25 protein-coding genes are annotated in these 22,985 nt (G+C 61.7%); 7 read left to right on the top strand and 18 right to left on the bottom strand.

The genetic code is table 11. The features are described 5' to 3' along the window. Nucleotides 1-40: 40 nt before the first annotated feature. Nucleotides 41-2,518, bottom strand: a complete 2,478-nt coding sequence (locus AC07OO_RS05565; RefSeq protein WP_495081057.1) for an adenosylcobalamin-dependent ribonucleoside-diphosphate reductase — start codon at nucleotides 2,516-2,518, stop codon at nucleotides 41-43. A 436-nt stretch (nucleotides 2,519-2,954) separates the two neighbouring features. Between AC07OO_RS05565 and rpoH the strand changes: the two genes are divergently transcribed. Further along, the gene (gene rpoH / locus AC07OO_RS05570) at nucleotides 2,955-3,896 is read left to right on the top strand and encodes an RNA polymerase sigma factor RpoH (RefSeq protein WP_495081058.1); all 942 of its coding nucleotides are present in this window, start codon (nucleotides 2,955-2,957) and stop codon (nucleotides 3,894-3,896) included. A gap of 233 nt (nucleotides 3,897-4,129) precedes the next feature. Continuing rightward, nucleotides 4,130-4,540 (top strand): response regulator transcription factor, encoded by a 411-nt coding sequence (locus tag AC07OO_RS05575; RefSeq protein ID WP_495081059.1) that lies wholly within the window; start codon nucleotides 4,130-4,132, stop codon nucleotides 4,538-4,540. A gap of 30 nt (nucleotides 4,541-4,570) precedes the next feature. Here AC07OO_RS05575 and AC07OO_RS05580 read toward each other — a convergent pair whose 3' ends face one another. After that, nucleotides 4,571-5,206, bottom strand: coding sequence for a response regulator (locus tag AC07OO_RS05580; RefSeq protein WP_495081060.1), 636 nt, complete (start codon nucleotides 5,204-5,206; stop codon nucleotides 4,571-4,573). Nucleotides 5,207-5,259: 53 nt separating this feature from the next. Here AC07OO_RS05580 and AC07OO_RS05585 point away from each other — a divergent pair, with 53 nt between their 5' ends. Beyond that, nucleotides 5,260-6,633 carry a CHASE3 domain-containing protein gene (locus tag AC07OO_RS05585; protein WP_495081061.1) on the top strand — a complete coding sequence of 458 codons (1,374 nt, stop codon included), beginning with the start codon at nucleotides 5,260-5,262 and terminating at the stop codon, nucleotides 6,631-6,633. A 13-nt stretch (nucleotides 6,634-6,646) separates the two neighbouring features. On the opposite strand, the gene AC07OO_RS05590 is transcribed toward AC07OO_RS05585, so the two are convergent. From AC07OO_RS05590 to AC07OO_RS05620, 7 genes are all read right to left on the bottom strand, one after another. Beyond that, a complete protein-coding gene (locus tag AC07OO_RS05590; RefSeq protein ID WP_495081062.1) occupies nucleotides 6,647-7,378 on the bottom strand; it encodes a Crp/Fnr family transcriptional regulator in 732 nt (243 codons plus the stop codon). Nucleotides 7,379-7,470: 92 nt separating this feature from the next. Then, a complete protein-coding gene (locus tag AC07OO_RS05595) occupies nucleotides 7,471-8,310 on the bottom strand; it encodes a DNA alkylation repair protein (RefSeq protein WP_495081063.1) in 840 nt (279 codons plus the stop codon). A gap of 26 nt (nucleotides 8,311-8,336) precedes the next feature. Further along, complete coding sequence (locus AC07OO_RS05600; RefSeq protein ID WP_495081064.1) at nucleotides 8,337-8,951, bottom strand: SCO family protein; 615 nt, start codon at nucleotides 8,949-8,951, stop codon at nucleotides 8,337-8,339. Between the two features lie 16 nt (nucleotides 8,952-8,967). Further along, nucleotides 8,968-9,867 (bottom strand): heme o synthase, encoded by a 900-nt coding sequence (cyoE, locus tag AC07OO_RS05605; protein ID WP_495081065.1) that lies wholly within the window; start codon nucleotides 9,865-9,867, stop codon nucleotides 8,968-8,970. Next, nucleotides 9,864-11,039, bottom strand: coding sequence for a COX15/CtaA family protein (locus AC07OO_RS05610; protein ID WP_495081066.1), 1,176 nt, complete (start codon nucleotides 11,037-11,039; stop codon nucleotides 9,864-9,866). Before AC07OO_RS05610 ends, cyoE begins: the two co-directional genes overlap by 4 nt. Nucleotides 11,040-11,066: 27 nt before the next feature. Then, complete coding sequence (locus tag AC07OO_RS05615; RefSeq protein WP_495081067.1) at nucleotides 11,067-11,768, bottom strand: redox-active disulfide-containing membrane protein; 702 nt, start codon at nucleotides 11,766-11,768, stop codon at nucleotides 11,067-11,069. Further along, complete coding sequence (locus tag AC07OO_RS05620) at nucleotides 11,761-12,510, bottom strand: SURF1 family protein (RefSeq protein WP_495081068.1); 750 nt, start codon at nucleotides 12,508-12,510, stop codon at nucleotides 11,761-11,763. The genes AC07OO_RS05615 and AC07OO_RS05620 overlap by 8 nt, the downstream gene beginning before the upstream one ends. Nucleotides 12,511-12,525: 15 nt before the next feature. Here AC07OO_RS05620 and AC07OO_RS05625 point away from each other — a divergent pair, with 15 nt between their 5' ends. Further along, entirely contained in the window at nucleotides 12,526-12,747 is a 222-nt protein-coding gene (locus AC07OO_RS05625; RefSeq protein ID WP_495081069.1) for a twin transmembrane helix small protein, read from the top strand. 91 nt (nucleotides 12,748-12,838) lie between these two features. Here AC07OO_RS05625 and AC07OO_RS05630 read toward each other — a convergent pair whose 3' ends face one another. The 7 genes from AC07OO_RS05630 to AC07OO_RS05660 all read right to left on the bottom strand — a co-directional run bounded on the left by AC07OO_RS05630 (nucleotide 12,839) and on the right by AC07OO_RS05660 (nucleotide 18,691). Further along, entirely contained in the window at nucleotides 12,839-13,720 is an 882-nt protein-coding gene (locus AC07OO_RS05630; RefSeq protein WP_495081070.1) for a cytochrome c oxidase subunit 3, read from the bottom strand. An 83-nt stretch (nucleotides 13,721-13,803) separates the two neighbouring features. After that, nucleotides 13,804-14,025 (bottom strand): DUF2970 domain-containing protein, encoded by a 222-nt coding sequence (locus AC07OO_RS05635; protein ID WP_495081071.1) that lies wholly within the window; start codon nucleotides 14,023-14,025, stop codon nucleotides 13,804-13,806. Then, nucleotides 14,022-14,612, bottom strand: a complete 591-nt coding sequence (locus tag AC07OO_RS05640; RefSeq protein ID WP_495081072.1) for a cytochrome c oxidase assembly protein — start codon at nucleotides 14,610-14,612, stop codon at nucleotides 14,022-14,024. The genes AC07OO_RS05635 and AC07OO_RS05640 overlap by 4 nt, the downstream gene beginning before the upstream one ends. Before the next feature lie 3 nt (nucleotides 14,613-14,615). Then, nucleotides 14,616-14,729, bottom strand: coding sequence for a cytochrome oxidase small assembly protein (locus AC07OO_RS05645; protein ID WP_495081778.1), 114 nt, complete (start codon nucleotides 14,727-14,729; stop codon nucleotides 14,616-14,618). Between the two features lie 8 nt (nucleotides 14,730-14,737). Continuing rightward, entirely contained in the window at nucleotides 14,738-16,360 is a 1,623-nt protein-coding gene (gene ctaD, locus AC07OO_RS05650; protein WP_495081073.1) for a cytochrome c oxidase subunit I, read from the bottom strand. Nucleotides 16,361-16,415: 55 nt separating this feature from the next. Next, nucleotides 16,416-17,612 (bottom strand): cytochrome c oxidase subunit II, encoded by a 1,197-nt coding sequence (coxB, locus tag AC07OO_RS05655; RefSeq protein ID WP_495081074.1) that lies wholly within the window; start codon nucleotides 17,610-17,612, stop codon nucleotides 16,416-16,418. A gap of 164 nt (nucleotides 17,613-17,776) precedes the next feature. Beyond that, nucleotides 17,777-18,691 (bottom strand): biotin synthase, encoded by a 915-nt coding sequence (locus AC07OO_RS05660; RefSeq protein ID WP_495081075.1) that lies wholly within the window; start codon nucleotides 18,689-18,691, stop codon nucleotides 17,777-17,779. Nucleotides 18,692-18,745: 54 nt separating this feature from the next. On the opposite strand from AC07OO_RS05660, the gene AC07OO_RS05665 reads away from it, so the two are divergent. Next, nucleotides 18,746-19,441, top strand: a complete 696-nt coding sequence (locus AC07OO_RS05665; protein ID WP_495081076.1) for a ComF family protein — start codon at nucleotides 18,746-18,748, stop codon at nucleotides 19,439-19,441. Between the two features lie 88 nt (nucleotides 19,442-19,529). After that, nucleotides 19,530-19,997: a tRNA (cytidine(34)-2'-O)-methyltransferase gene (locus AC07OO_RS05670; RefSeq protein ID WP_495081077.1), complete on the top strand. Its 468-nt coding sequence runs from the start codon at nucleotides 19,530-19,532 to the stop codon at nucleotides 19,995-19,997. Between the two features lie 6 nt (nucleotides 19,998-20,003). Here the strand turns inward: AC07OO_RS05670 and AC07OO_RS05675 are convergent, their stop codons facing one another. Together AC07OO_RS05675 and AC07OO_RS05680 are read right to left on the bottom strand one after the other, a co-directional pair. Next, on the bottom strand, nucleotides 20,004-20,459 hold the full coding sequence (locus AC07OO_RS05675) for a MaoC family dehydratase (protein WP_495081078.1): 456 nt from the start codon (nucleotides 20,457-20,459) through the stop codon (nucleotides 20,004-20,006). 28 nt (nucleotides 20,460-20,487) lie between these two features. After that, the gene (locus tag AC07OO_RS05680; RefSeq protein WP_495081079.1) at nucleotides 20,488-21,105 is read right to left on the bottom strand and encodes a nucleotide-binding protein; all 618 of its coding nucleotides are present in this window, start codon (nucleotides 21,103-21,105) and stop codon (nucleotides 20,488-20,490) included. 42 nt (nucleotides 21,106-21,147) lie between these two features. On the opposite strand from AC07OO_RS05680, the gene kefC reads away from it, so the two are divergent. Beyond that, nucleotides 21,148-22,959 (top strand): glutathione-regulated potassium-efflux system protein KefC, encoded by a 1,812-nt coding sequence (gene kefC / locus AC07OO_RS05685; RefSeq protein WP_495081080.1) that lies wholly within the window; start codon nucleotides 21,148-21,150, stop codon nucleotides 22,957-22,959. The last annotated feature ends 26 nt before the right edge of the window (nucleotides 22,960-22,985 follow it).

The raw sequence follows: 22,985 nt of genomic DNA on the forward strand, positions 1-22,985 counted from the left end.
GCAGAGACGGTGTCGGCCAGGTTCGAAGGCGAGGCCGTCGTCACCCACAGCTTCCCACGTGGCCGCACTGGGTGCAGTAGTCGCAACCATCCTTGCGGATCACCGCATGGGCACCGCATTCGCCGCACTTTTTGCCTGCCATGACGGGCAGGGGCGCGGTAGCCAACGCGTTCTCTTGCTGTGGCAGCAGAGTGTCAGATTCGGTCTGCACGTCGGTGGAGCGGCGGTTGTAGTTGCTGGTCTGCGCACGGTTGCGCTGGGCCTGGATGTTCTGGATGGCAAAGGCCACGGCCGCCACTTCGGAGTCGTGCCACATCGGCACTTGCGTGCCGTCTTCCTTCTGGTGTGTGCCCAGGCGGACCGGGCCACGATCCCATGCGACCTTGCGCATGTCACTCAAGGCCCGCTCCAGGAAGCCGCCGCGTGCGGCCAGTGACAGCAGGCGCATGCTGGACGTGATCCACTGCTGCGATTCCCCGCTCTGCCCCACCGGCATGAAGAACTCGATCGCGCGTTCCACGGTGGCACCATTCGGTGTCGTCACCGGTAGAAAGGACACCAGCAGGTACAGCGTCTTGTGGCCTTCTTGTGTCCAATAGTCGATCTTCTCGGCCACCGCAGACAGCGCACCCTTGGGGCGGCGCTCGATGACCGTGCGCATGGGGTCCACCACCGGGGCGGGCGGTGCTGGGGGTGTTGGGGGCGCGGCCGTCTCGGTCGGCGTGACATGCAGCACCGAACCCAGAATCGCATTGGGCCGGTAGGTAGCCAGACCCTTGAGGCGGGCCTTCCATGCCTGCTGGTACAGGCCCTTGAAATCGTCATACGGGTAGTCGGCCGGTACGTTCACGGTTTTGGAGATCGCGGTGTCGACAAAGGGTTGTACCGCTTCCATCATCGCAATGTGGTCGGCGGCCGACATGTCCAAGGCCGAGATGAAGTAGTCCGGCAAGGCGTTGACATCGCCACCCAGCTCGCGGTACAGGCGCCAGGAGTGGTCTTCGACCGAGTACTCGCTGAAGCTGCCATCGCCCTCGCGCTTCTTGCGCTTGTACATCCACGAGAACGCCGGCTCGATGCCGTTGGACGCGTTGTCGGCAAAGGCCAGGCTGACCGTACCGGTGGGCGCGATCGACAGCAAGTGGCTGTTGCGGATGCCGTGTGCGCGGATGGACTCTTGCAATGCGGCTGGCAGGCGGCTGGCAAAGGTGCCTGCGCCCAGATAGCCGTCCGCATCGAACTGCGGGAAGGCGCCCTTTTCTTGCGCCAGTGCCACCGAGGCGGTGTAGGCCGCATCGCGCATGCTGGTGGCAATGCGCGTGGCCATGGCGCGGCCTTCGGCCTTGTCATAGCGCAGGCACAGCATGGTCAACGCATTGCCCATGCCGGTAAAGCCGACACCGATGCGGCGCTTGGCGGCCGACTCATCGCGCTGCTGTTGCAGTGGCCAGAAGGTGACGTCCAGCACATTGTCCAAGGCCCGCACCTGGGTAGCCACCGATTTCTCAAACGCTTCGAAATCAAAGGACGGCACGCCGTCAAAGCCAAAGGGATGGCGGATGAAGCGGGTCAGGATGATGGGACCCAGGTCACAACAACCGTACGATGGCAGCGGCTGCTCGCCACAGGGGTTGGTCGCGGCGATGGTCTCGCAGTAGCGCAGGTTGTTGTCTTGGTTGATGTGGTCCAGGAACAGGATGCCGGGTTCGGCAAAGTCGTAGGTGGAGCGCATCACGGTGTCCCACAGGTCGCGCGCCTGCAGCGTCTGGTAGACCCACTTGCCATCCGCGCGCTGGAAGGCGCCCTTGTCCAGCAGACCGGCACCGGGCTTGGCCGTATGCACCAACTCCCAGGCCTGGTCTTGCATCAGCGCCTGCATGAAGGCGTCGGTCACACCCACCGATACGTTGAAGTTGTTCCAACGGCCTGGCGTGCGCTTGGCGGTGATGAACTCCATGACGTCCGGGTGGTCCACGCGCAGCACGCCCATTTGCGCACCGCGGCGCGCGCCGGCGCTCTCGACCGTGGAACACGACTGGTCAAACACATTGATGTAGCTGCAAGGGCCGGAGGCCATGGACGCCGTGCCCTTGACGGCCGCACCGCGTGGGCGGATGCGCGAGAAGTCGTAACCCACACCGCCGCCACGGCGCATGGTCTCGGCCGCCTCGCGCAAGGCCTCATAGATGCCGGGGTAGCCATTTTCGTCCACGCCCTGGATGCAATCGCCCACGGGCTGCACAAAGCAATTGATCAGCGTAGCCTGGATGTCGGTACCCGCCGCACTCATGATGCGGCCGGCACCGATGGCACCGGCATACAGGTTCTCCAAGAAAGCCACTTCGTACTTGGCGCGGTCTTCTTCTTTTTCGACCGAGGCCAGGGCACGTGCCACGCGAGCAAACAGGTCTTCGATGCCGGTCTCGCCGGGTTTGAGGTATTTTTCCGCCAGCACGTCGTGGCTGATGGCTTGGATCACGATCTGGTTCTGCGTGGGGCTGATGGGGTCGCGTTTCATATCGGTATCTCCTGAGAAAACTACCCGAGGCTGAGGCCATGGCGTGGCCAAAATGAGCGGTTCGGGCAAGGCGCATTGCGCGTAAAGGGGGGTGATTCTGGCAGGAGTTTGGCCCCCTGTATCGGTCTTAAGTCCCGTTTTAGACCATCGGTTTTTTCATATTGAGAAAAAACACACCCAGCCCTCGGACCCATTGGCGCACCCGCTATGCTTCCCATAGCTAGTATTTTGAACTTTTTGTGAAGGCGTGCAGGCGGGTGGCGGGAAACACCTGTTTCAAGATCGGCACTATTGCAAATAGGCTCTGTGCCCCCATTTGCAGTCCGAACACCCCTTGAAGTGATCTACTTTTATTGATCAGGGGCATTGAACTTCTTTATTAGCACTCACTCAGAGAGAGTGCTAATATTGACAACAAGACACAAGGAGTTCGGGTATGTCATACCAAGTGGGACACGCATCTACCGCCGTAGCACTGGCCAATCCATGGTCGGTTGTTCCGTCGCTGGGCAATTTGGACGCCTATATTTCGGCCGCCAACCGCCTGCCGATGCTCACATTGGAAGAAGAGCAAGAGTTTGCGCGCAAGTTCAAGAATGCCAATGATCTTGAAGCTGCCGGTAAGTTAGTGCTCTCTCACTTGCGCTTGGTGGTATCCGTGTCACGCCAGTACCTGGGGTATGGGCTGCCCCACGGTGACCTGATCCAGGAAGGCAACGTGGGCCTGATGAAGGCCGTCAAGCGCTTCGATCCCGACCAGGGCGTGCGGCTAGTCAGCTACGCATTGCACTGGATCAAGGCCGAAATCCACGAATACATCCTGAAGAACTGGCGCATGGTCAAGGTTGCAACGACCAAGGCCCAGCGCAAGCTGTTCTTCAACCTGCGCTCCATGAAGCAGCGCTTCAAGAGCGACGATGCAGCTGCCGACCTGGGCACGCACCGCGACACGCTGAACGCCGAGCAGATCGATGCGATGGCGCGCGAGCTCAAGGTCAAGCCCGAAGAAGTGATCGAGATGGAAACCCGCATGTCGGGCGGCGACGTGTTGCTGGACCCCTCTCCATCCGACGATGGCGAGGATGCCTTCGGCCCTATCGCCTACCTGACCGACACCAGCCATGAACCCGTGGCGATGCTGGAAGCACAGCAACGCGATGTGCTGGCCACCGATGGCATTGCCGCCGCGCTGGACAGCCTGGACGCCCGCAGCCGCCGCATCGTTGAAGAGCGCTGGCTCAAGGTCAATGACGACAATTCGGGCGGCATGACATTGCACGAGTTGGCCGCCGAATACGGTGTCAGCGCCGAACGCATCCGCCAGATCGAAGTGGCAGCCATGAAGAAGATGAAGACCGCACTGGCTGAATACGCCTAAGCCGCATAACACGCCAAACAACAACCCCTGACGGCTGAGGCCTCAGGGGTGTTTTTTTGGGGTCAAACGCACATCGTTGCGCGCGCCGCCGCATGGCGTCTGTGCGCCGCGCTACACAGCGCAAATTGTTGCGTGTAGACGCACACTTGTGAGACAGGCTACGGTATTGGCGTTAATATGACCGTTATACAGCTTGGTATCGCAAGACCAACTACCCCAGCGATCATCCCACCATGCAGCGCCTTAAGACATATATTGTTGAAGACAGCAGGCTCATACGGGATAGTCTGATCGCCGCGCTGGAAGAAATGGCGCCCGTAGAAGTCGTCGGTATTGCGGAAGATGAGGCAAGCGCCGTGCGCTGGCTGGCCGAATCCGCAAACGCAGCGGATCTGGTGATCGTCGATATTTTTCTGAAGTTGGGATCGGGTCTGGGCGTGTTGCGCGCGGCGGATGGTGCGCTACCCGCGCGCACCATGGTGGTCCTGAGCAACCACGCCACGCCCGAGATACGCCGCAAGTGCACCGAGCTGGGCGCGCGCAAGGTGTTCGATAAATCCAACGAACTGGACGCGCTGATGCTGTACTGCGGGCGACTGGCATCCGGTGATGCGGGCAGCAGCCTGTATGGCGAGCTGAACTGAATACGATGCGCCCGCCGACTCCTTCTATTTCTATTGGATCAAGCCGTTCTTCAGCGCGTAATAGGTCAGGTCGCTATTGGACGCGAGGCCCAACTTTTCCATGATGCGGGCTCGGTATGTGCTCACTGTCTTGATACTGAGCGACATGTGTTCGGCAATGTGGCCCACGGCTTCACCCGCTGCCAGTCGCAAGAACACTTGCAACTCGCGTTGCGACAGCTTTTGATGCGGTGGTTTTTCGACACCCCCACCCACCAAGGCATCGGCCAATTGCTCGGCAACGGCCGCGCTGATGTACTTGCGTCCCCGGCTGACCGTACGGATAGCCTCCACAATGTTTTCGGGTTCACAGTCTTTGCCCAGGTAGCCACTGGCTCCCTGTTGCAACAGAGCGGTCGCGTAATGGGCTTCGGGCAAGGCGCTGAATATCAGCACCGGCAAGTCGGGCGCACGGGCCTTGATGGCCACCAAGGCCTCGACACCGCCCTGCTCACCCATGGAGAGGTCCATGACCATGACGTCCAGCCCGCCGGCGCGGGCCAAATCGACGGCTTCATGGCCATTGGCGGCCTCCGCAACAACCAAAAGATCGGGATGGTCTGCGAAGAACTGCCGCAGCCCCGCACGGACGATGGCATGGTCGTCAACGATGGCAATCCGAATCATGGTGGTGGTCAGCGCTTTCCTACCCTGGTTGACTCAGCATTCTAGGCCTACCAATGCGCACGCCCCCTCTGCCCGCCGTCATCAAGCGAAACCCCAAGGCCATCGTGCTGCTGGTCATCGCCTCCATTGCCATGGTTTTGATCACCGAAGATTCGAACCGGCGCGCCACCGAGTTAGTGCAAAGACTCGGTGCAATCGCCGAAAACCGCCTGCATCTCTACGACTTGACCAAGGGCCTGCTGGATGCGGAATCGGGACAGCGCGGCTATCTGCTGACCGGCAACGAAGAGTATCTGACCCCCTATGACGCGGGCCTCAAAAGTGTTGCCCTCGCCTTCACGCAATTGGACTCGGCCTACAGCAGCGAGCCACGTTCGGCGGAACTGCTGCGCAAGTTGCATGCCCTGGCGGAGACCAAGCTGTCTGAATTGGCGCTCACCGTCCAGATGCAAAAGGACGGCAAGCGGCAGACCGGCAAAGACCTGACCTTGAGTGGTATAGGCCAGGAATACATGAACGCCATTCGCAGCACGGGCGCAGAGCTGTTGGAAGTAGAGACGCGCAACCTGCAGGCCAGCCAAAGCCAGGTGGCCGACATCCTGCTGTTCAGCCGCATCGGCGTGGCCCTGCTGTCGGTCGTCAGCTTGATTCTGGTTCTGGTGAATATGCGGCACAACCAGGCCTTCAAAGCCCAGCAAGACTTGCATCAACGCGACTTGCTGCATGAACAAGAGCGGCTGCAGAACGAAGTGGCGCGGCGCACCGTGCAATTGGTGGAGCTGAACTTGCATTTGCAGACCGCTCGCGAGGACGAGCGCCACCGCATTGCGCGTGACCTGCATGACGAACTGGGCGCCTTGCTGACGGCCGCCAAGCTGGATGTTGCGCGCATCCGCGCACGGCTTGGCAGCGCAACGCCCGAAACCCAGGAACGCCTCAGCCACTTGGTGGAAACACTCAATGCCGGTATTGCGATGAAGCGCCGCATCATCGACGACCTCTGGCCCTCCACGTTGAGTAATCTGGGTTTGGTCTCGTCACTGGAGATTCTGAGTCGCGAATTCTCCAAGATTTCCGGCATTCCAATGCACTGTGCGTTGCAGCCGGTGCAGTTGACTCCGAATGCTGAATTGGTGGTCTACCGCCTGGTGCAGGAAGCAACTACCAATGTCGCCAAGTACGCGCAGGCGCGCAATGTGTGGATCGGCCTGAGCAGTGAAGACGCGCGGGCGGAGGTGACCGTGCGCGACGACGGCGTAGGCTTCGATGCCAGCCAGTTCAGCAGCAAGGCCCACGGGCTCCTGGGCATGCGCTTTCGGGTGGAAGCCGAAGGGGGCGCGCTGGAGGTGGTCTCCACGCCCGGCCAGGGCACCCTGGTGCGTGCCCGGCTACCCGAGCGCTCGCCGCCAGCCCCCACCATCGGCTAAAGGGGGTTCGGCCTTAAGCCGCCAAGGCCACCGGCAGCAAGCGGCGGTACTCCTTCTTGGCCACGGCATAGCACTCGCAGGTTCTTTCCTCCAAGCGCTCGCGGTCCAGCACAACGATATGGCCGCGGCGGTAACGGATCAGCCCCGCGTCCTGCAGCTTGTGGGCGGCAACAGTCACGCCTTCGCGACGCACACCCAGCAGATTGGCGGCCAGCTCGTGCGTCATGTCCAACTCATCGGATGGCAGGCGGTCCAGTCCCACCAACAAACGGCGGCACAGCTGTTGGTCTATGGAGTGGTAGCGGTTGCACACCGCCGTTTGCGCCATTTGGCCCAAGACGGCCTGGGCATAGCGCATTACAACCTTCATGACGCCACAAGAGTGCTCAATCTCGTTTTTGACAAAGCGTGCGCTGACACGGTAGGCCCGTCCTGCGCTCTGCACCACGGCGTCGGTTGCTGCGGATTCAGCGCCCAATAGCCAGGAGATGCCGACTACGCCGTCATTGCCCACCACGGCGACTTCGGCCGATGCACCTTCCAAGGTAATGGACATCAGTGAAACGATGGCCGTGGTTGGGAAGTACACATACTCAGGCGCCGAGCCGGCGGACAACAAGACCTGGTTCAGCGATAACTCAACCAGTTCCAGGCGCCCCTGCCAGTTGTCCAAGTCCGCCTGCGGCAGCGCAGCCAACAGTTGGTTTTGCTGTACGTTGCAGGTATTGCGGTAGCTTGCTCCCATGGAGTCCTCCTTGAATTGATGGAAGCCCCATGTTCTCCAATTACACGGTGCACCGGTATCGGCGCAGGCCGCGACTGCACGTCAGCCTTGTCCTACAAGGGCTGGTCCTTGGCAGACTTGTCCAGCGTACGCAGGGCACGGCGCACGGTGTACTGGGTGGCCGCGCAAGGCGACTCCTGTAACCACCGCGCACCCAGCTGCTGCACCCATGCGGCTTGGGTCTTGCTGGCGTCGTTCAACCAGTTGGCGACCGAGTTTTGCACATAGCGGCTGGGATCGGCTCGCAGTGGCTCCAGCAAGGACAAGGCACGCCAGGGCTCGGACTTGAGCGCAGCGATGGGTGCACACCAGACACCGCGCGGGCGCGTCAGCTCACAGGCAAAACGCCGGATGTTCGGGTCCGCGTCCTGCACCCAGGGCAATAACAGCGCTAGGGCTGGGTCCAGCGCACGGATCACGTCTGCACGCACCGCCGACCAAGCCATCTCCCGCACACCAAAGTGCGGGTCCGCGGCAAAGCGGCGCACGGCATGCAGCTTGTCTGCCAAGCTTTGTTCGGTGCAACTCAACCACCCCACAGCCCAACTGCGTGCGACATCACTGGGGTGGCATGCCAGGCGGTGGGCGATGGCATCACGGTCCGCGCGGGGCGCCGTCATGTTGTACAGGGCACGGGCAATGTGGCCCTGGCGCTGAAGGGGTTTGAACGCCCCCAACATGGTCAGGGTGTCGGTCAGGTGCTCATCGTCCGGGTCCAGCCCCACATCGGCAGCAACCCGCGGCGCCAATTGAGCCAGATCAATGGCCAGGAATTCGTTGAGATTGGCGGTGGCAATACGCCCTGCATTCAAGGCCTGCAGTACGGTGGGCGGTATCAGCGCGATGCGGTGCGCGCCCACGCGGCCGGCCAGCGCTTCAACGTCGTCCTGCATGGGCTGTAGGAGGGCCTAGCGAAACCTCAAGACGCCTGCTTCAGCAATTGGCGGATGTCCTCGGTCAATGGCTTGGGGCCGCTGCCATAGCGTGTGAATAGGCGCAACTGGCCCTTGGCGTCGTACACATAGCTGCCCGCCGAGTGGTCCATGCTGTAGCTGGTGGGGGTCTTGCCTTCGACCTTTTTGTAATAGATCTTGTAGTCCTTGGCCAATGCGCCGAGCTTGTCGGGCGTGGTGTACAGCGCCAGGAAGCTGGGGTCGAAATTGCCCATATAACTCTTGAGCAGGGCTGGCGTGTCGCGCTCAGGGTCCACGGTCACGAACAGCCCCTGCAACTTGTCGCCATCCTTGCCCAGGGCCTTTTTGACCTCGGCCAATTCGGCCATGCTTGTGGGGCACACGTCAGGGCACTGGGTATAACCAAAGAACAGCACCACCACCTTGCCGGCAAAGTCAGGCAAGTGGCGCACTTGGCCGTTATGGTCGGTCAACTCAAAGCCCTTGGCATAGTCGGCACCCGTCACATCGATGGATGAAAACACCGGCTGCTGCGGAGAGCATGCGGCAATCAGGCCTGCAGCCCCCGTCAACAATGCGATAGCAGCTACAAATTTGATAGTAATTCGTTTCATATGCATCCGAGAAAGTCTGTGCCTACAAGAGATAGTGGTCCAACAGCAGCGCCGCAAACAGCACGCTGAGGTGTATCAACGAAAACCGGAAGGTCTTGCGCGCCAGCGCGTCCGAGTAGTCGCGCCACAGCCACCACGCGTACAGGCAGAACCCGAAGCCCAAGACGATCGCAGCCGCCAGGTAGATCCAGTTGCTCATGCCGTAGACAAAGGGCAGCAGGCAGGCGGCGAACAGCACGAAGGTGTAGAGCAGGATCTGCAGCCGTGTGAATTCGCTGCCATGGGTGACGGGCAGCATGGGCAGGCCCGACTTGCGGTAGTCCTCCACACGGTACAGCGCCAGCGCCCAAAAGTGCGGTGGCGTCCACAGAAAGATGATGAGGAACAGGATCATGGCCTCTGGCCCCACTTGGCCCGTCATCGCGGCCCAGCCCAGCACCGGCGGCATCGCGCCAGAGGCACCGCCGATGACGATGTTCTGCGGCGTCAGCGGTTTCAGGATCACGGTGTAGATGACGGCGTAGCCGACAAAGGTCGCAAAGGTCAGCCACATCGTCAGCGGATTGACCCAGACATAGAGCAGCACCGACCCCAGTATGCACAGCACCGCCGAGAACAGTAGGGTCTGGGTATTGCTCAATTCACCACGCGCCGTGGGCCGCCAGGCGGTGCGCTTCATCTTCGCGTCTATGCCCTGTTCCACGATGCAGTTGAAAGCTGCGGCCGCCGCCGCCACCAGCCAGATGCCCAGGCAGGCGATGGCCGCCAGGCCGACCTGCTGCAGCGTTGGCATGCCGGGCACGGCCAGGACCATGCCGATCAAGGCACAGAAAACAATCAACTGGATAACCCGGGGTTTGGTCAGCGCATAGAACTGGCGAAACACCGACGGCAGTGGCGGAGTAGTAGTGGTGGCTGTCATGCGCGCAATCCAATGGGGGTTGCTCCGCCGGGCACAGCGGATGTTGGGGAAGAAGTAGAGGCACCAGTCACCAGCAGGCGGACCAGCACGATGGCCATCGCACCGGCGCCGCCAGTGTGCAGCACGGCGGCCAGCAGCGGCCAGTCCAGCACCACGTTGCTCAGGCCCGTTGCCAACTGCAGGAGCAACAACAGGCCCAGGTCGCGGCCATGGCGGCGCCATGCCGGGCGGGTGAACAAGTAGTAGGCGAGGCAGCCCAAGAGCGCCACCGTCACTCCCGCCAACAGGCGGTGTGTGAAATGGATGGCGGTCAGCGCCTGGAAGCTGATGTGGGTGCCGTCGCGCAGAATGCCCAGCGGACGCCACAGCGTAAAGCCCTGCGCAAAGTCCATCTCCGGCCACCAACTGCTCTGGCACATCGGAAATTCGCTGCAGGCCAACACGGCATAGTTGGTGCTGACCCAGGCGCCAGAGGCGGCCTGCACGGCCAACAGCAGCAGGGCCAGCCTCGCTACTGCGCGCAGGCCGCTCGATAGCGCTGAGCGAACGCCACCAGGTTGGGCGTCAGACGCGCGAGCCAATAAGCTGGCCTGCACCGTCAGCAAGGCCAGCAACACGTAGCCACCCAGCAGGTGCAAGGTCACGATGGCAGGGAACAGTTTCATCGTCACCGTCAGCGCGCCAAAGGCGCCTTGTATGCACACCCACACTGCGGTAGCCGTGGCCCACCAAGGGCTGACGGCTGCATGGCCCTGATGCGGCTTGCGCTGCAACCAGGCGAATACCGCCAGCACTACCGTCAACACGCCCACGCCCATGGCCAGGTAACGGTGCACCATCTCCACCCAAGCCTTGCCCGGTGTGACGGGACCGGTGGGCATGGCCTGCTGCGCGGCATCGATGTGGACGCTGGCGCCAATGGGGCTGGCGTTGCCATAGCAGCCCGGCCAGTCCGGGCAACCCAGACCGCTGTCGGTCAACCGGGTAAAAGCGCCAAACAGCACCAGGTCAAACGTGAGAAACAGCGTCACCACCGTCAGCGCATGCACGCGCCCCAACGGGCCGGCGCGGCGCGTGCGCAGGTAGACCATCAGCAGCGGGCCGGACGCCAGCAATGCGCCGATCAGCAGCAGGCGCAAGGCGGGCGAAAGGTCGTACAGGGTGGCGTGCATGGTGTCCCAGGTCTTGGCTTGAAGGTCTTAACGGCCGGCCTTGTCCCAGTGGGACGAAGCACGCAAGAGGCGGTCCAGATCACGCTTGACCTTGCTGGCGGCCTGCGCGTCCAGATTGGCAGGGAAGCGCATCATCCAATTACCCAGCGGGTCTACCAAGTACAGATGCTCTTCCATGGCATGGCCGGCTTGCGGTGCCAGCCATTGCTGGAGCTCAGGCGCCGCGACGCGGACAACCGTTGCATCCTTCAGCCCCGGCAATAGCGCGGGTGCCACCGGTGCTGCATCGTTGACGAGCCAGACCCAATCCAGGCGGTCTTTCTCCTTGCCCAGCGCTTCACGCAACTGGCGCTGCAGGTACAGGTTCTGGGCACAACGCTCGGCGCAGTTCGCGCCCGACACGCTGATCAGCAGCCACTGGCCTTTCAATGCCTGGAGGTTGGTGGCCTTGCCGTCCAGGCTGCTGCCAGCCACATCGGGCAGCATACGCTGGGGTTCGATCAGTTCACCAAAATTGCGGCGCGCGCCCTCGGGCCGCACCACGTAGAACGTGAAGTACGACGCAATGACCGGTGCAGCGCAGATCAGCAGCACGGCCATCATCTTCAAACGCCCCATGCGGGTGCGGCCAGTGGCCTGGGCCTGCGGGTCGGACAGCGTGGGCAAGGTGTGCACAGTCAGGCCCAGAGGCTGGTCCTGGGTGGCAGGGCTGGTGGGAGCACTAGACATCGGGTGTAAGGTCCTTGGGACGGTGCATGAAGCGGCGAATAATCTGAAACCAGAGGTACAGCGCGGTAAACAGGGCGGCCATGCCAAACCATTGCGCGGCATAGCCATAGTTCTTTTCGACACCCAGGTTCACCACGGGCCAGTCGCGCAGCAGGCCTTCGGTGCTGGTGCCGGTTTGCTGCAGCGTCAGTGGCAGCAAGGGCAACCCGGTTTCTTGCCGGAACTGCGGCAAGGCTAGATTTTGCCGGATCGCGCCGGTCGTCGTTTCGCCAAGGGCATACAGATCCGACGGCGGCAGGGCCATGCGCCCTTCTATCTCCACCTCACCCTGTGGTGTTTCGATGGGTGGCACGCGGTTGCGGTCATCCATGCGCCGGGGCACCCAGCCGCGTTGCACGGCCAGCGCACCACGCCCGCCATCCAACACAAAGGGCATGATGACGATGAAACCTACACGCCCATCCATGGGCCGGTTTTCCAGAAACACAGGCGAAGCAGCAACCCAACGGCCGCGCAATCGGGCGTGCTGGTGCAGCAAGGCCTCGGTGTTGCCGCCAGCCCCCACCGCCGCCAACAGTGTGTCGTTGCCCAACGGAGGCTTGGCGCTTTGCGCGTCGACAGCGGCTTGGCGCGCCTGCTTTTGCGCGGCGCGCGACAGCTGCCAAAAACCCAGGCTGGTGGTCGTACCCACGGCAACCAGCGTGGCCAGTGTGATCAGCGCAAACTTCAGACGGGCATTCACCGGATAATCCCATCCATGACATACCTTGTGACCATTGCCTTCGTGGCCATTCTCTGCAGCCTGGCTGCCGCACTGTTCTTCATGCTACGGGGCGGGCGCAGCGAGGCCAAGACATCGCAAAAGATGGCGCGTGCGCTGGCGGCTCGGGTGGGTTTCTCCATTCTGCTGTTCCTGTGCGTGCTGCTGGCCTGGAAGTTGGGCTATATACACCCGACCGGCATACAGGCGGGGCAATAGAGGGGCCAAGGCTCACCGGCATTCACCGGTTCCAACAACCAAAAAAGGCACCGCAAGCGGTGCCTTTTTTTTGCGTGCAATGCGCGCGGTATCAGAGCCAGTACACCAACAGGTACAGGCCCAACCAGACGACGTCCACGAAGTGCCAGTACCAGGCCGCACCCTCGAAACCAAAATGGTGCTCGGCGGAGAAGTGGCCCTTTTGCAAGCGCAGCGTGATGAACAACAGCATCAACATGCCAACAAACACGTGGAAGCCGTGGAAGCCGGTCAACATGAAGAAGGTCGAGCCGTACACGCCGGAGCTGAGCTTGAGGTTCAACTCGCTGTAGGCATGGTGGTATTCATAGCCTTGCACAAACAGGAAGGTCAGGCCCAGCAGCACGGTGACCCACATGAAGCCCAAAGTCTTGGCGCGGTTGCCTTGGATCAGCGCGTGGTGGGCAATGGTCAATGTCACACCCGAGGTCAGCAGCAAGCCCGTGTTGATGGTGGGCAGAGGCCAGGGACCCATCGTGGTGAAGGGTTCCACGATATTGGCGGGGGATGCTGTTGCACCGGCAGCCAGGCTGGGCCAAACCGCCTTGAAGCCGGGCCACAGCAGGGCGTTGTCCAGGCTACCCAGCGCCGGCACCGAGTGCGAACGCGCCCACCACAGGGCTGTGAAGAAGGCGCCGAAGAACATCACTTCGGAGAAGATGAACCAGGTCATGCTCCAGCGGTAGGAAATGTCGATCTTGTGGCCATACTGGCCACCCAGGCTTTCGCGGATGGAGTCACCGAACCATTGGTACAGCACGATGAGCCACCAGGCCATACCCACCATCAGGGAGTATTTGCCCCACTCGACACCGTTGATCCACTGGCCAGCTCCCAGGATCACCAGAAACAGCCCTATGGACGCCATGACGGGATGGCGCGAGGGACCAGGGACAAAGTAGTACGGTGTTGCGCCGTGTGTTGATGAACTCATTTCTATCTTCTCCTATTCCACTATTCCAATCAGTTGGGGACAAAGCTTGCCGCTGCACGGCTACGGTCTGTCCCGCAAGTTATTTATTTTGCAACGACCCAATTGACCAAACTGATCAGGCCCACAACCAGCAGCAGCACACCCACCAGAGCGACCACCAGCACATGCATGGGGTTGACCTTGCTCAGGTCCTCCTGGTAGGCGTGTTTGCCGCGAATACCCAAAAACGACCAAGCCACCATCTTGACGCTACGCCACACCGACGGTGTTGACGCCGCCTGCCCCTCGACCGCCTTATGGCTCACGAGCGGCTCCCACCCACGGCAACCGCCGCCACCGGCGCGGCCGGTGTCTTGCCACCCACTTCAAAGAAGGTGTAGGACAGGGTAATGGTCTTCACATCCTTGGACAGCTTGGAATCCACATAAAAAACAACGGGCCAGGATTTTTTCTCACCCGGATCCAGCGTGTACTGGTTAAAACAAAAGCATTCCAGTTTGTTGAAATGCGCAGTCGCCTGCTGCGGCGCATAGCTCGGAATCGCCTGGGCCGACATGCGCCGGTTTTGCGTGTTCTGGAACTCGTACATCACGGTGGTCAATTCACCGGGATGCACTTGCAAGGAACGCTGCGCCGGCTTGAACTCCCAGGGGCCACGGCTATTGGCATCAAACTCCACGGTGATGGTGCGGCTCAAGTCCACCTGGGTATTGGTCGGCAGGCTGGGCTTGGCGCCCGGTATGGCCTGCTCGCCCAAAGCCAGGATGTTGATGCCGGTCATCTCGCAAATCGTCTTGTAGATGGGCACCAGCGCGTAACCGAAGGCGAACATGCAGGCTGCAACAACAGCCAGCTTGCGCACCATGCGGAGGTTTTCGCGCTGCAAAAACATGGTTCAGTGACCCAGCAACACCATGCGGGCCATGAAACCCACAAAGAACAAAACCGCGATGGAGGCCAGAATCAAACCGGTTCTGACATTGGCTTTCTTTTGCTCGGGAGTCGTCATGCTATTCATCAGCCAATGATCTTGGTCGCAGTGGCGTCCAGCTTGGGTGGCGTCTCAAACGTGTGGAACGGTGCGGGAGATGGCACTTCCCACTCCAGGCCTTCAGCGGCTTCCCAGGGCTTTTGCGCGGCCTTTTGGCCCTTGCCCATCATCGCGGGCAACACGATGCACAGGAAGAAGTACAGCTGGGCAGTGCCGAAGAAGAAGGCGCCGACCGAAGCCACGGCATTGAAATCGGCGAACTGCATGGGGTAGTCAGCATAGCGGCGGGGCATGCCGGCCAGACCCAGGAAGTGCATGGGGAAGAAGGTCACGTTGAACGCGATCAGCGACCACCAGAAGTGGATCTTGCCGCGTGTTTCGGAGTACATCACACCGGTCCACTTGGGCGCCCAGTAGTAGAAGCCCGAGAACATGGCGAACAAGGAACCCGCCACCAGCACGTAGTGGAAGTGGGCAACGATGTAGTAGGTGTCTTGCAACTGGATGTCGATAGGCGCAACGGCGGGGATCAGGCCGGTGAAACCACCCATCGTGAACACGAAGATAAAGCCCACGGCAAACAGCATGGGAGTCTCAAAGGTCATGGAGCCTTGCCACATCGTCGCGATCCAGTTGAAGATCTTCACGGCGGTAGGCACGGCAATCAACATGGTTGCGTACATGAAGAACAACTGACCGGTCACCGGCATACCGGTCGTGAACATGTGGTGCGCCCACACGATGAAGGACAGGATAGCGATGGAAGAAGTGGCGTACACCATGGAGGCATAACCGAACAGCTTCTTGCGGGAGAACGCGGGAACGACGTGGCTGATGATGCCGAAGGCCGGCAAGATCATGATGTAAACCTCGGGGTGACCGAAGAACCAGAAGATGTGCTGGTACATCACGGGGTCACCGCCACCGGCGGGGTTGAAGAAGCTGGTGCCAAAGTGGCGGTCGGTCAGCGTCATGGTGATAGCACCGGCCAGCACAGGCATCACGGCGATCAGCAGGTAGGCAGTGATCAACCAGGTCCAGCAAAACATCGGCATCTTCATCAGCGTCATGCCAGGAGCGCGCATATTCAGGATGGTGACGATGATGTTGATGGAGCCCATGATGGACGATGCGCCCAGGATGTGCATCGCAAAAATACCGGCATCCATGCTGGGGCCCATTTGCAGGGTCAGCGGTGCGTACAGCGTCCAGCCGGCTGCGGGGGCGCCGCCAGGCATGAAGAACGAACCCACCAGCATCAGACCCGCAGGGATCAACAGCCAGAAGCTGAAGTTGTTCATACGGGCGAAGGCCATGTCACCCGCGCCGATTTGCAGCGGGATCATCCAGTTCGCAAAACCCACGAAGGCCGGCATGATGGCGCCGAACACCATGATGATGCCGTGCATGGTGGTGAGCTGGTTGAACAGTTCGGGGTTCACCAATTGCAGACCGGGTTGGAACAACTCGGCGCGAATGATCAGTGCCAACAGGCCGCCGATCATCAGCATCGTAAAGGAGAACAACAGGTACAGGGTACCAATGTCCTTGTGGTTGGTCGCATAGACCCAACGCCGCCAGCCCGTGGGCGCATGGTGGTCGTGGTGGTCGTCATGGGCGTGGTCGTGGTGGTCTAGAACGGCGCTCATCCTGGTTTCCTTCTCAATTCACTAAATTCGTTCAGTCGGTGGTGGGGCGCCGCAATTACTTGCGCAGGGCCGCCACTTCAGCCGGTTGCACGATCTGGCCAGTCTTGTTGGACCAGTTGTTCTTGGTGTAGGTGATCACGGCAGCAATATCGGTATCGTTCAAGGTACCCTTCCATGCGGGCATGGCGCCATTGTTCTGACCATTCAGCACCGCCAAAATTTGTTTGGTCTTGTCGGCATCCAGCACAACAGGCGAGCCATCCAGTGGCTTGATCGGTCCGGCGCCCTTGCCGTTAGGCTGGTGGCAACCTGAGCAGGATCCTGCCGCAGCGTAGACCTTTTCGCCACGCTTCATCAGGTCAGCCAGTTCCCACACCTTAGATGGGTCATCCGCCTTGGCAGCCATCTTCTTCAGCTCGCCGGCCGCCCACTTGGAATAGTCTTCAGCCGACAGCACCTTCACGTGGATGGGCATGTAGGCGTGCTCCTTGCCGCACAACTCTTGGCACTGGCCATAGTAGTCGCCGGTCTTCTCGGCCCGGAACCAGGTGTCGCGCACGAAACCGGGGATCGCATCCTGCTTGATACCAAACGAAGGCACCGCAAAGGCGTGGATCACGTCGTTGGCGGTGGTGATGATGCGGATCTTCTTGTCCACGGGCACAACCAGAGGGTTGTCCACCTTCAGCAGGTAGTCGTCCGGGGCGACTTCACCCTTCTTGGGGCCGCCGGCGTCGGACAGGATGCGCTGGGCGTTGTCCAGTGTGGAGATGAAGCCGATGCCTTCGCCTTCGCCACGCACGTAGTCATAGCCCCACTTCCACTGCATGCCGGTGGCCTTGATGGTCAGGTCGGCATTGGTGGTGTCCTTCATGGCCACCACGACCTTGGTCGCGGGCAGAGCCATCAGAATCACGATGATGAAAGGGATGATGGTCCACACCACTTCGACGACCACGGACTCGTGGAAGGTCGCGGGTTTATGGCCGACGGACTTGCGGTGTTTCCAGATGGAATAGAACATCACCGAGAACACGGCGACGAAGATGACGCTGCACAAAATCAACATGAACCAGTGCAGGCCGGCCTGCTCACGGGCAATTGCCGTTACCGGCGGGTGCAGGTTCAACTGGTTGACGGCCGGGCCGCCAGGCAGGTCGTTGACCGCATGCGCCAGGCTGAATGCCGCGGTACCGGCCCAGGCGCCTGCCACGAGGAGCAGTGAAGCCAATTTATTGAAAATGCTCTTCATCTTGGTCATTTCTTCGTCGAATCAGATTAAACAGTGCAAAAACCTGCTCCCGCCCGTGCGCTATGCAACGGGCAGACAGGAAGGGCAGGAACGCGGTTTGCCGGGTATTGTAGCCGACCAACCCTCTCAAAATCAGGGTCTTAGGGAGGCCCTACGCCTCTAAATCAGCCGGAAGCGCCATTTTTCCGGCCTTGGCGCAAGGCCTCACGCATCGCATCCAGCGACACCGAGGTCTCGCTGGCCACCGCCAAACGGGGCGGGGCCTTGAAGGCATGGCCGTAGACGATCTCGAAGCTCAGGCGCAACTGGCCTTGCTCATCCGTCTGGGCCAAACGGCCCAGCTGTTCCAGCAATTGCGCCTTCCAAGCCCGGCCGCGTAGCCCGGCAAAGCGCTGCGGATGCAGGTTGCGGCCCAACTCTCGCAGCTCCACCAGCATGCGCTCGGGGGTCGCGAAGGTCAGCGTGATGCGCTCCATGTCCATCACCGGCTCGGCAAAGCCGCCATGCACCAGCATGTCGCCCCAGTCGTGCATATCGGTGAAGGTGTGCGAAGGCGGCGGCCAGCCCAGGGCGGCATACAGGGTGCGCAGCTCGCGCAGCGTGTCGGGCCCCAGGCAGGAGAACATCAAAAAGCCCTGTGGCTGCAGCAGACTCTGCCACTGAGCGATCAGCGCCTCGGGTTCTGCAGCCATGTGCAAGGCCATATTGGCCCACAGCATCTGGACCGGCTGCGCGGGCGGCTCGAAATGCAGCGCCGGGCCGGTCCAGCGGGAGGGGCTCCACCAGGCTGGTGCTATCAATTTTCTAGCGACCTGCGCATGCTCTGCGAGGGCTGGAACCACATAACAGTCAGCCTTGGGGTAGCGTGCGGTCAACAGCGCATGGGCTTGCAGCCCGCCGCGCACCGGCTCCCAATGCAACCAGCTCTCGGGCTTGAGCGTCATCCATTGCAAGCGCTCCTCCATGCGGCGCGCCACCTCCTCGTGCAGCCAGGGAGATGCCGAAGGCAGGCGCGCAGCCCAGCGGGCAGCTGCGGCGGGGGCGATGGTGGGGGGCAGGGCGGAGGCTTTAGCAGACATGGGGAAGTGGACGCAGGCGCTGGAGCCCAGCGGCGGCCCGAGTATATTGGTTCGGTGTTTCGCCAACTGATCCAAGGTCTTGCCAGACGCCTGCCCAGCCAGTGCGCCGTCTGCCACACCTGGCCCGCCCACCGCGTGTGCGAGGCCTGTGTGGCTGCGTTTGCCCAGCCCGTGGCCCGCTGCCCCACCTGCGCCCTGCCGGTCGCGCCCGGTGTGCAGCAGTGCGGCGCCTGCATCGTCCACCCGCCTCCGCTGGACACCTGCCTGGCCGCCCTGCCCTATGCCTACCCCTGGTCCAGCTTGGTGGCGGACTTCAAGTTTCACCAGCAGCCCGGTTGGGCATCCAGCTTTGCCGCGCTGCTGCGCGCCGCGCCCTGGGTGGAGCCTGCGTTGGATGCCGCCGATGTGCTGCTGCCCATGCCGCTGTCCAAGGAACGCTTGCGTGAGCGCGGCTACAACCAGGCCCATGTGATGGCCCGTGCACTGGATCCGCACAAACTGGCCCACGGCGTACTGCTGCGCGTGCGCGACACGCCGCCGCAACGCACGCTGCCGCGTAGCGAACGCCTGCGTGCCGTGGAGGATGCATTTGCGATAGACCCACTGCAGAACCACCGCGTGAAGGGCAAGCGCGTGGTGCTGCTGGACGACGTGATGACCAGCGGTGCGTCCCTGCACGCAGCGGCACGCGTGCTGCGGGTGGCCGGAGTGGCCCATATCACGGCGCTGGTACTGGCGCGAACCGAGTAGTTTCGAAGGTTGCTTCCAAATTCATAGCGCCTCAATAAATACTGACGAGGGCTGTAGCCTGATTTTATAAAAGGCGACAATACCGGCCATGTTTAACATCGTCCTCGTCGAACCCGAAATCCCACCCAACACGGGCAATGTCATCCGCCTGGCGGCCAATACCGGCTGCGCGCTGCATCTGATCGAGCCGCTGGGCTTTTCCATGGACGACAAGCACATGCGCCGCGCCGGATTGGACTACCACGAGTACGCCACGCTCAAAGTCCACACCGACTGGCAGGCATTTTTGGACGCGGAACAGCCGGTGCTGGACCGGCTGTTTGCGCTGACCACCAAGGGCACGGGGCAGGTTTTCGACACCGCCTTCAAGCCCGGTGATTGGCTGGTGTTTGGGGCAGAGACGCGAGGCTTATCCGACGCGGTGCGCGCCCACTTTGCGCCGCCGCAGTGCCTCAAGCTGCCGATGGTGCCGGGCCAGCGCAGCCTCAATTTGTCGAATGCCGTAGCCGTGACGGTGTTTGAGGCCTGGCGGCAGAACGGCTTCAAAGCAGGTTGAACCGCCTTAGGGGTAGTGCCGCGCAATCGACTCGGCCACGCACACCGGCTTGCTGGCACCCTCGCGCTCGGTCGTGACCTCCCAGGTCATTTGCATACCCTTGTTGTCGATGGCATCGCAAGCCAGCAGCTTCATGCGCGCGCGCAGGCGACTGCCCACGGGCACGGGTGATACAAAGCGCACCTTGTTCAGACCGTAGTTGACGCCCATGCGGGTCTCGGCGACCTGGAACGACGACTCAAAGAAACGCGGCAGCAACGACAGCGTCAAAAAGCCGTGTGCAATCGGCGCGCCAAACGGACCGGCCTTGGCCCGCTCCACATCCACGTGAATCCACTGGTGGTCGCCGGTGGCTTCTGCAAACAGGTTGACTTGCTCTTGGGTGATGGTGATCCAGTCGCTGACGACGACTTCTTGCCCGATCAGGGCCGGCATTTCTGCCAGGGTTTGGATGGTTTTCATGCGCCCACTGTAGGGCCAGGCAGTCCCGTTAGCTGTCAAGCCAGCGACAAAGTTCTTGCCACTGCTCCAGGTCCTTGGTGACCCTGCCGGGCGCCACGTCAAACAAGGTCAGGCCCCGGGCTGCGAGATGAACGTAGTTCTGTGTGTCGCGCAGATAGCCCAGCACCGGTGCCCCCACTTGCGCCACAAACTCGTGCAGATGGTCGGCCGCAATGGTGCGCGCATCCACCCGCATACCGACCAGCGCAATCTGCGTCTTGGTCGCGTGCTTGCTCTGGATCAGTTCATCCAGAAAGGCCCGGGTGGCAAAGATATCGAAGACGCTGGGCTGCAGCGGCACGACGATGCGATCGGCCATCTTGACGACCTCGTTGAGCCGCTTGCCATGCAGGCCGGCCGGCGTGTCCAGCACCACATGGGTCGTACCCTTGGGGGGTTTGGCAATGGCATCGGCGTCGATTTCCCAACTGGTGATGGGCCGTGCGGCCGGGGGGCGCAGGCCCAGCCAGAGCTTGGACGAAAGCTGGCGATCCACGTCGCCCAGCATCACCGCATGCCCGCGCGATGCGTAGTAGCCGGCAATATTGGTGGACAGCGTGGACTTGCCGACGCCGCCTTTGGGATTGGCTACAACTACGATGGGCATGCTAAATCCTTCCCAATGTTTGAGTAATGCTATGTTAGCGCCATGGAACATCTACCCACTTGGTTAATCAACAGCTTTATCTATCTCAGCGCCGCCGTCATCGTGGTGCCCCTCAGCCGAGCCCTGGGCCTGGGATCCATCATCGGCTACCTGGCAGCCGGCATCGCCATAGGCCCCTGGGGCCTGGGTTTTGTGACCAATGTGCAGGACATTCTGCATTTCGCCGAGTTCGGCGTGGTGCTGATGCTCTTCCTGGTCGGGCTGGAGCTGGAGCCCAAGCGCCTGTGGAGCCTGCGCCGCCCCATTTTTGGCTGGGGCAGCGCCCAGGTGGCAGGCTGCGCCGCTGCGCTCTTCCTGGCCGCGCAGGCCCTGGGCGTGCCCTGGTCCATCGCCCTGGTGGGTGCCCTGGGCCTGGCCCTGTCCAGCACGGCCATTGCGCTGCAGGTCATGGGCGAACGCAACCTGCTGCCCACCGGCAGCGGCCAGGCTGGTTTCTCCATCCTGCTATTCCAGGACGTGGCGGCCATCCCGATTCTGGCCCTGCTGCCCCTTTTGGGCGGGTCGCTTACGCCAAATGAGCCGGTAGCCCTCGCAGAACGTGCACAGGAAGCTATCAAAATAGTAGCAGTCATCGCCGGCATCATCATTGGCGGGCGGCTCGCACTGCGTCCGCTCTTGCGCTGGATTGCGCGCAGCAAGACACCTGAGATCTTCACTGCCGCCTCGCTGTTGCTGGTGGTGGGCATTGCCGCGCTGATGCAGATCGTCGGCCTGTCCATGGCGCTGGGCGCCTTTTTGGCTGGCGTGCTGCTGGCCGAGAGCGAGTATCGGCGCGAGCTGGAGACCAATATCGAGCCCTTCAAGGGCCTGCTGCTGGGCCTGTTCTTCATCGCCGTGGGCATGGGCGTGGACTTGGGCGTGCTGCGCGAAGCGCCGCTGCAAATGGCCATCGTCGTGCTGGGCTTCCTGGCGGTCAAGGGCGTGGTCATCTTCACGATGGCGCGGCTGATGGACTTGCCCTTCCAGGAGCGACCCGTGTTCACGCTGCTGCTGGCCCAGGGCGGTGAGTTCGCTTTCGTTGTCTTCCAGGCAGCGGCCGGCGCCAACGTGCTGCCCGCGCAGACCGCGTCACTGCTGATTGGCGCCGTGGCCGTGTCCATGTTGGTCAGCCCGCTGCTGCTGGTCGCCATCGACAAGCTGCTGCTGCCCCGCTACGCCAACTGCGGTGTGCCGCAACTGGAAGAAATCTCGGAACAGCAAAACGCCCCCACGTTGATCGCCGGCTTTGGCCGCTACGGTCAGATCGTATCGCGCGTGCTGCTGGCCCAGGGCCATGCCTGCACGGTGCTGGACCACGATGCCGAGATGATCGAGGCCGCCCGCAGCTTTGGCTACCGCGTGTTTTACGGCGACGCCACCCGCCTGGACTTGCTACGCACTGCCGGTGCGGCCCATGCCAAGATCCTGGTCGTAGCGGTAGACGACGTGGAGCAGTCGCTGGAGATCGTGGACCTGGCGCGCGAGCACTTTCCGCAATTGCAGATCGTGGCCCGGGCCCGTGATGTGACGCATTGGAACCAGTTACGCGACCGCGACGTGATGCTGGTGCAGCGTGAGCTGTTCGAGGCCAGTTTGCTCAGCGCCCGCAGCGTGCTGGAGCTGTTGGGCCAGGCGCCCGAGGCCGCCCAGAGCACCATTGCCGTGTTCCGCCAGCACAACCTGGAGTTGTTTGAGCAGCTACACCCGCACTACAAAGACCGGGCCAAGCTGATCTCGGTCGTCAAGCAAGGGCGCCTGCAACTCGAAGAGCAGATGGCCAAGGAGCGAGGCAACAACCAAGCCCGCAGAGCCTGATTCGGCCCGCAGCCCCCTCTCCAACC

Source organism: Rhodoferax sp. GW821-FHT07G04 (assembly GCF_059418585.1).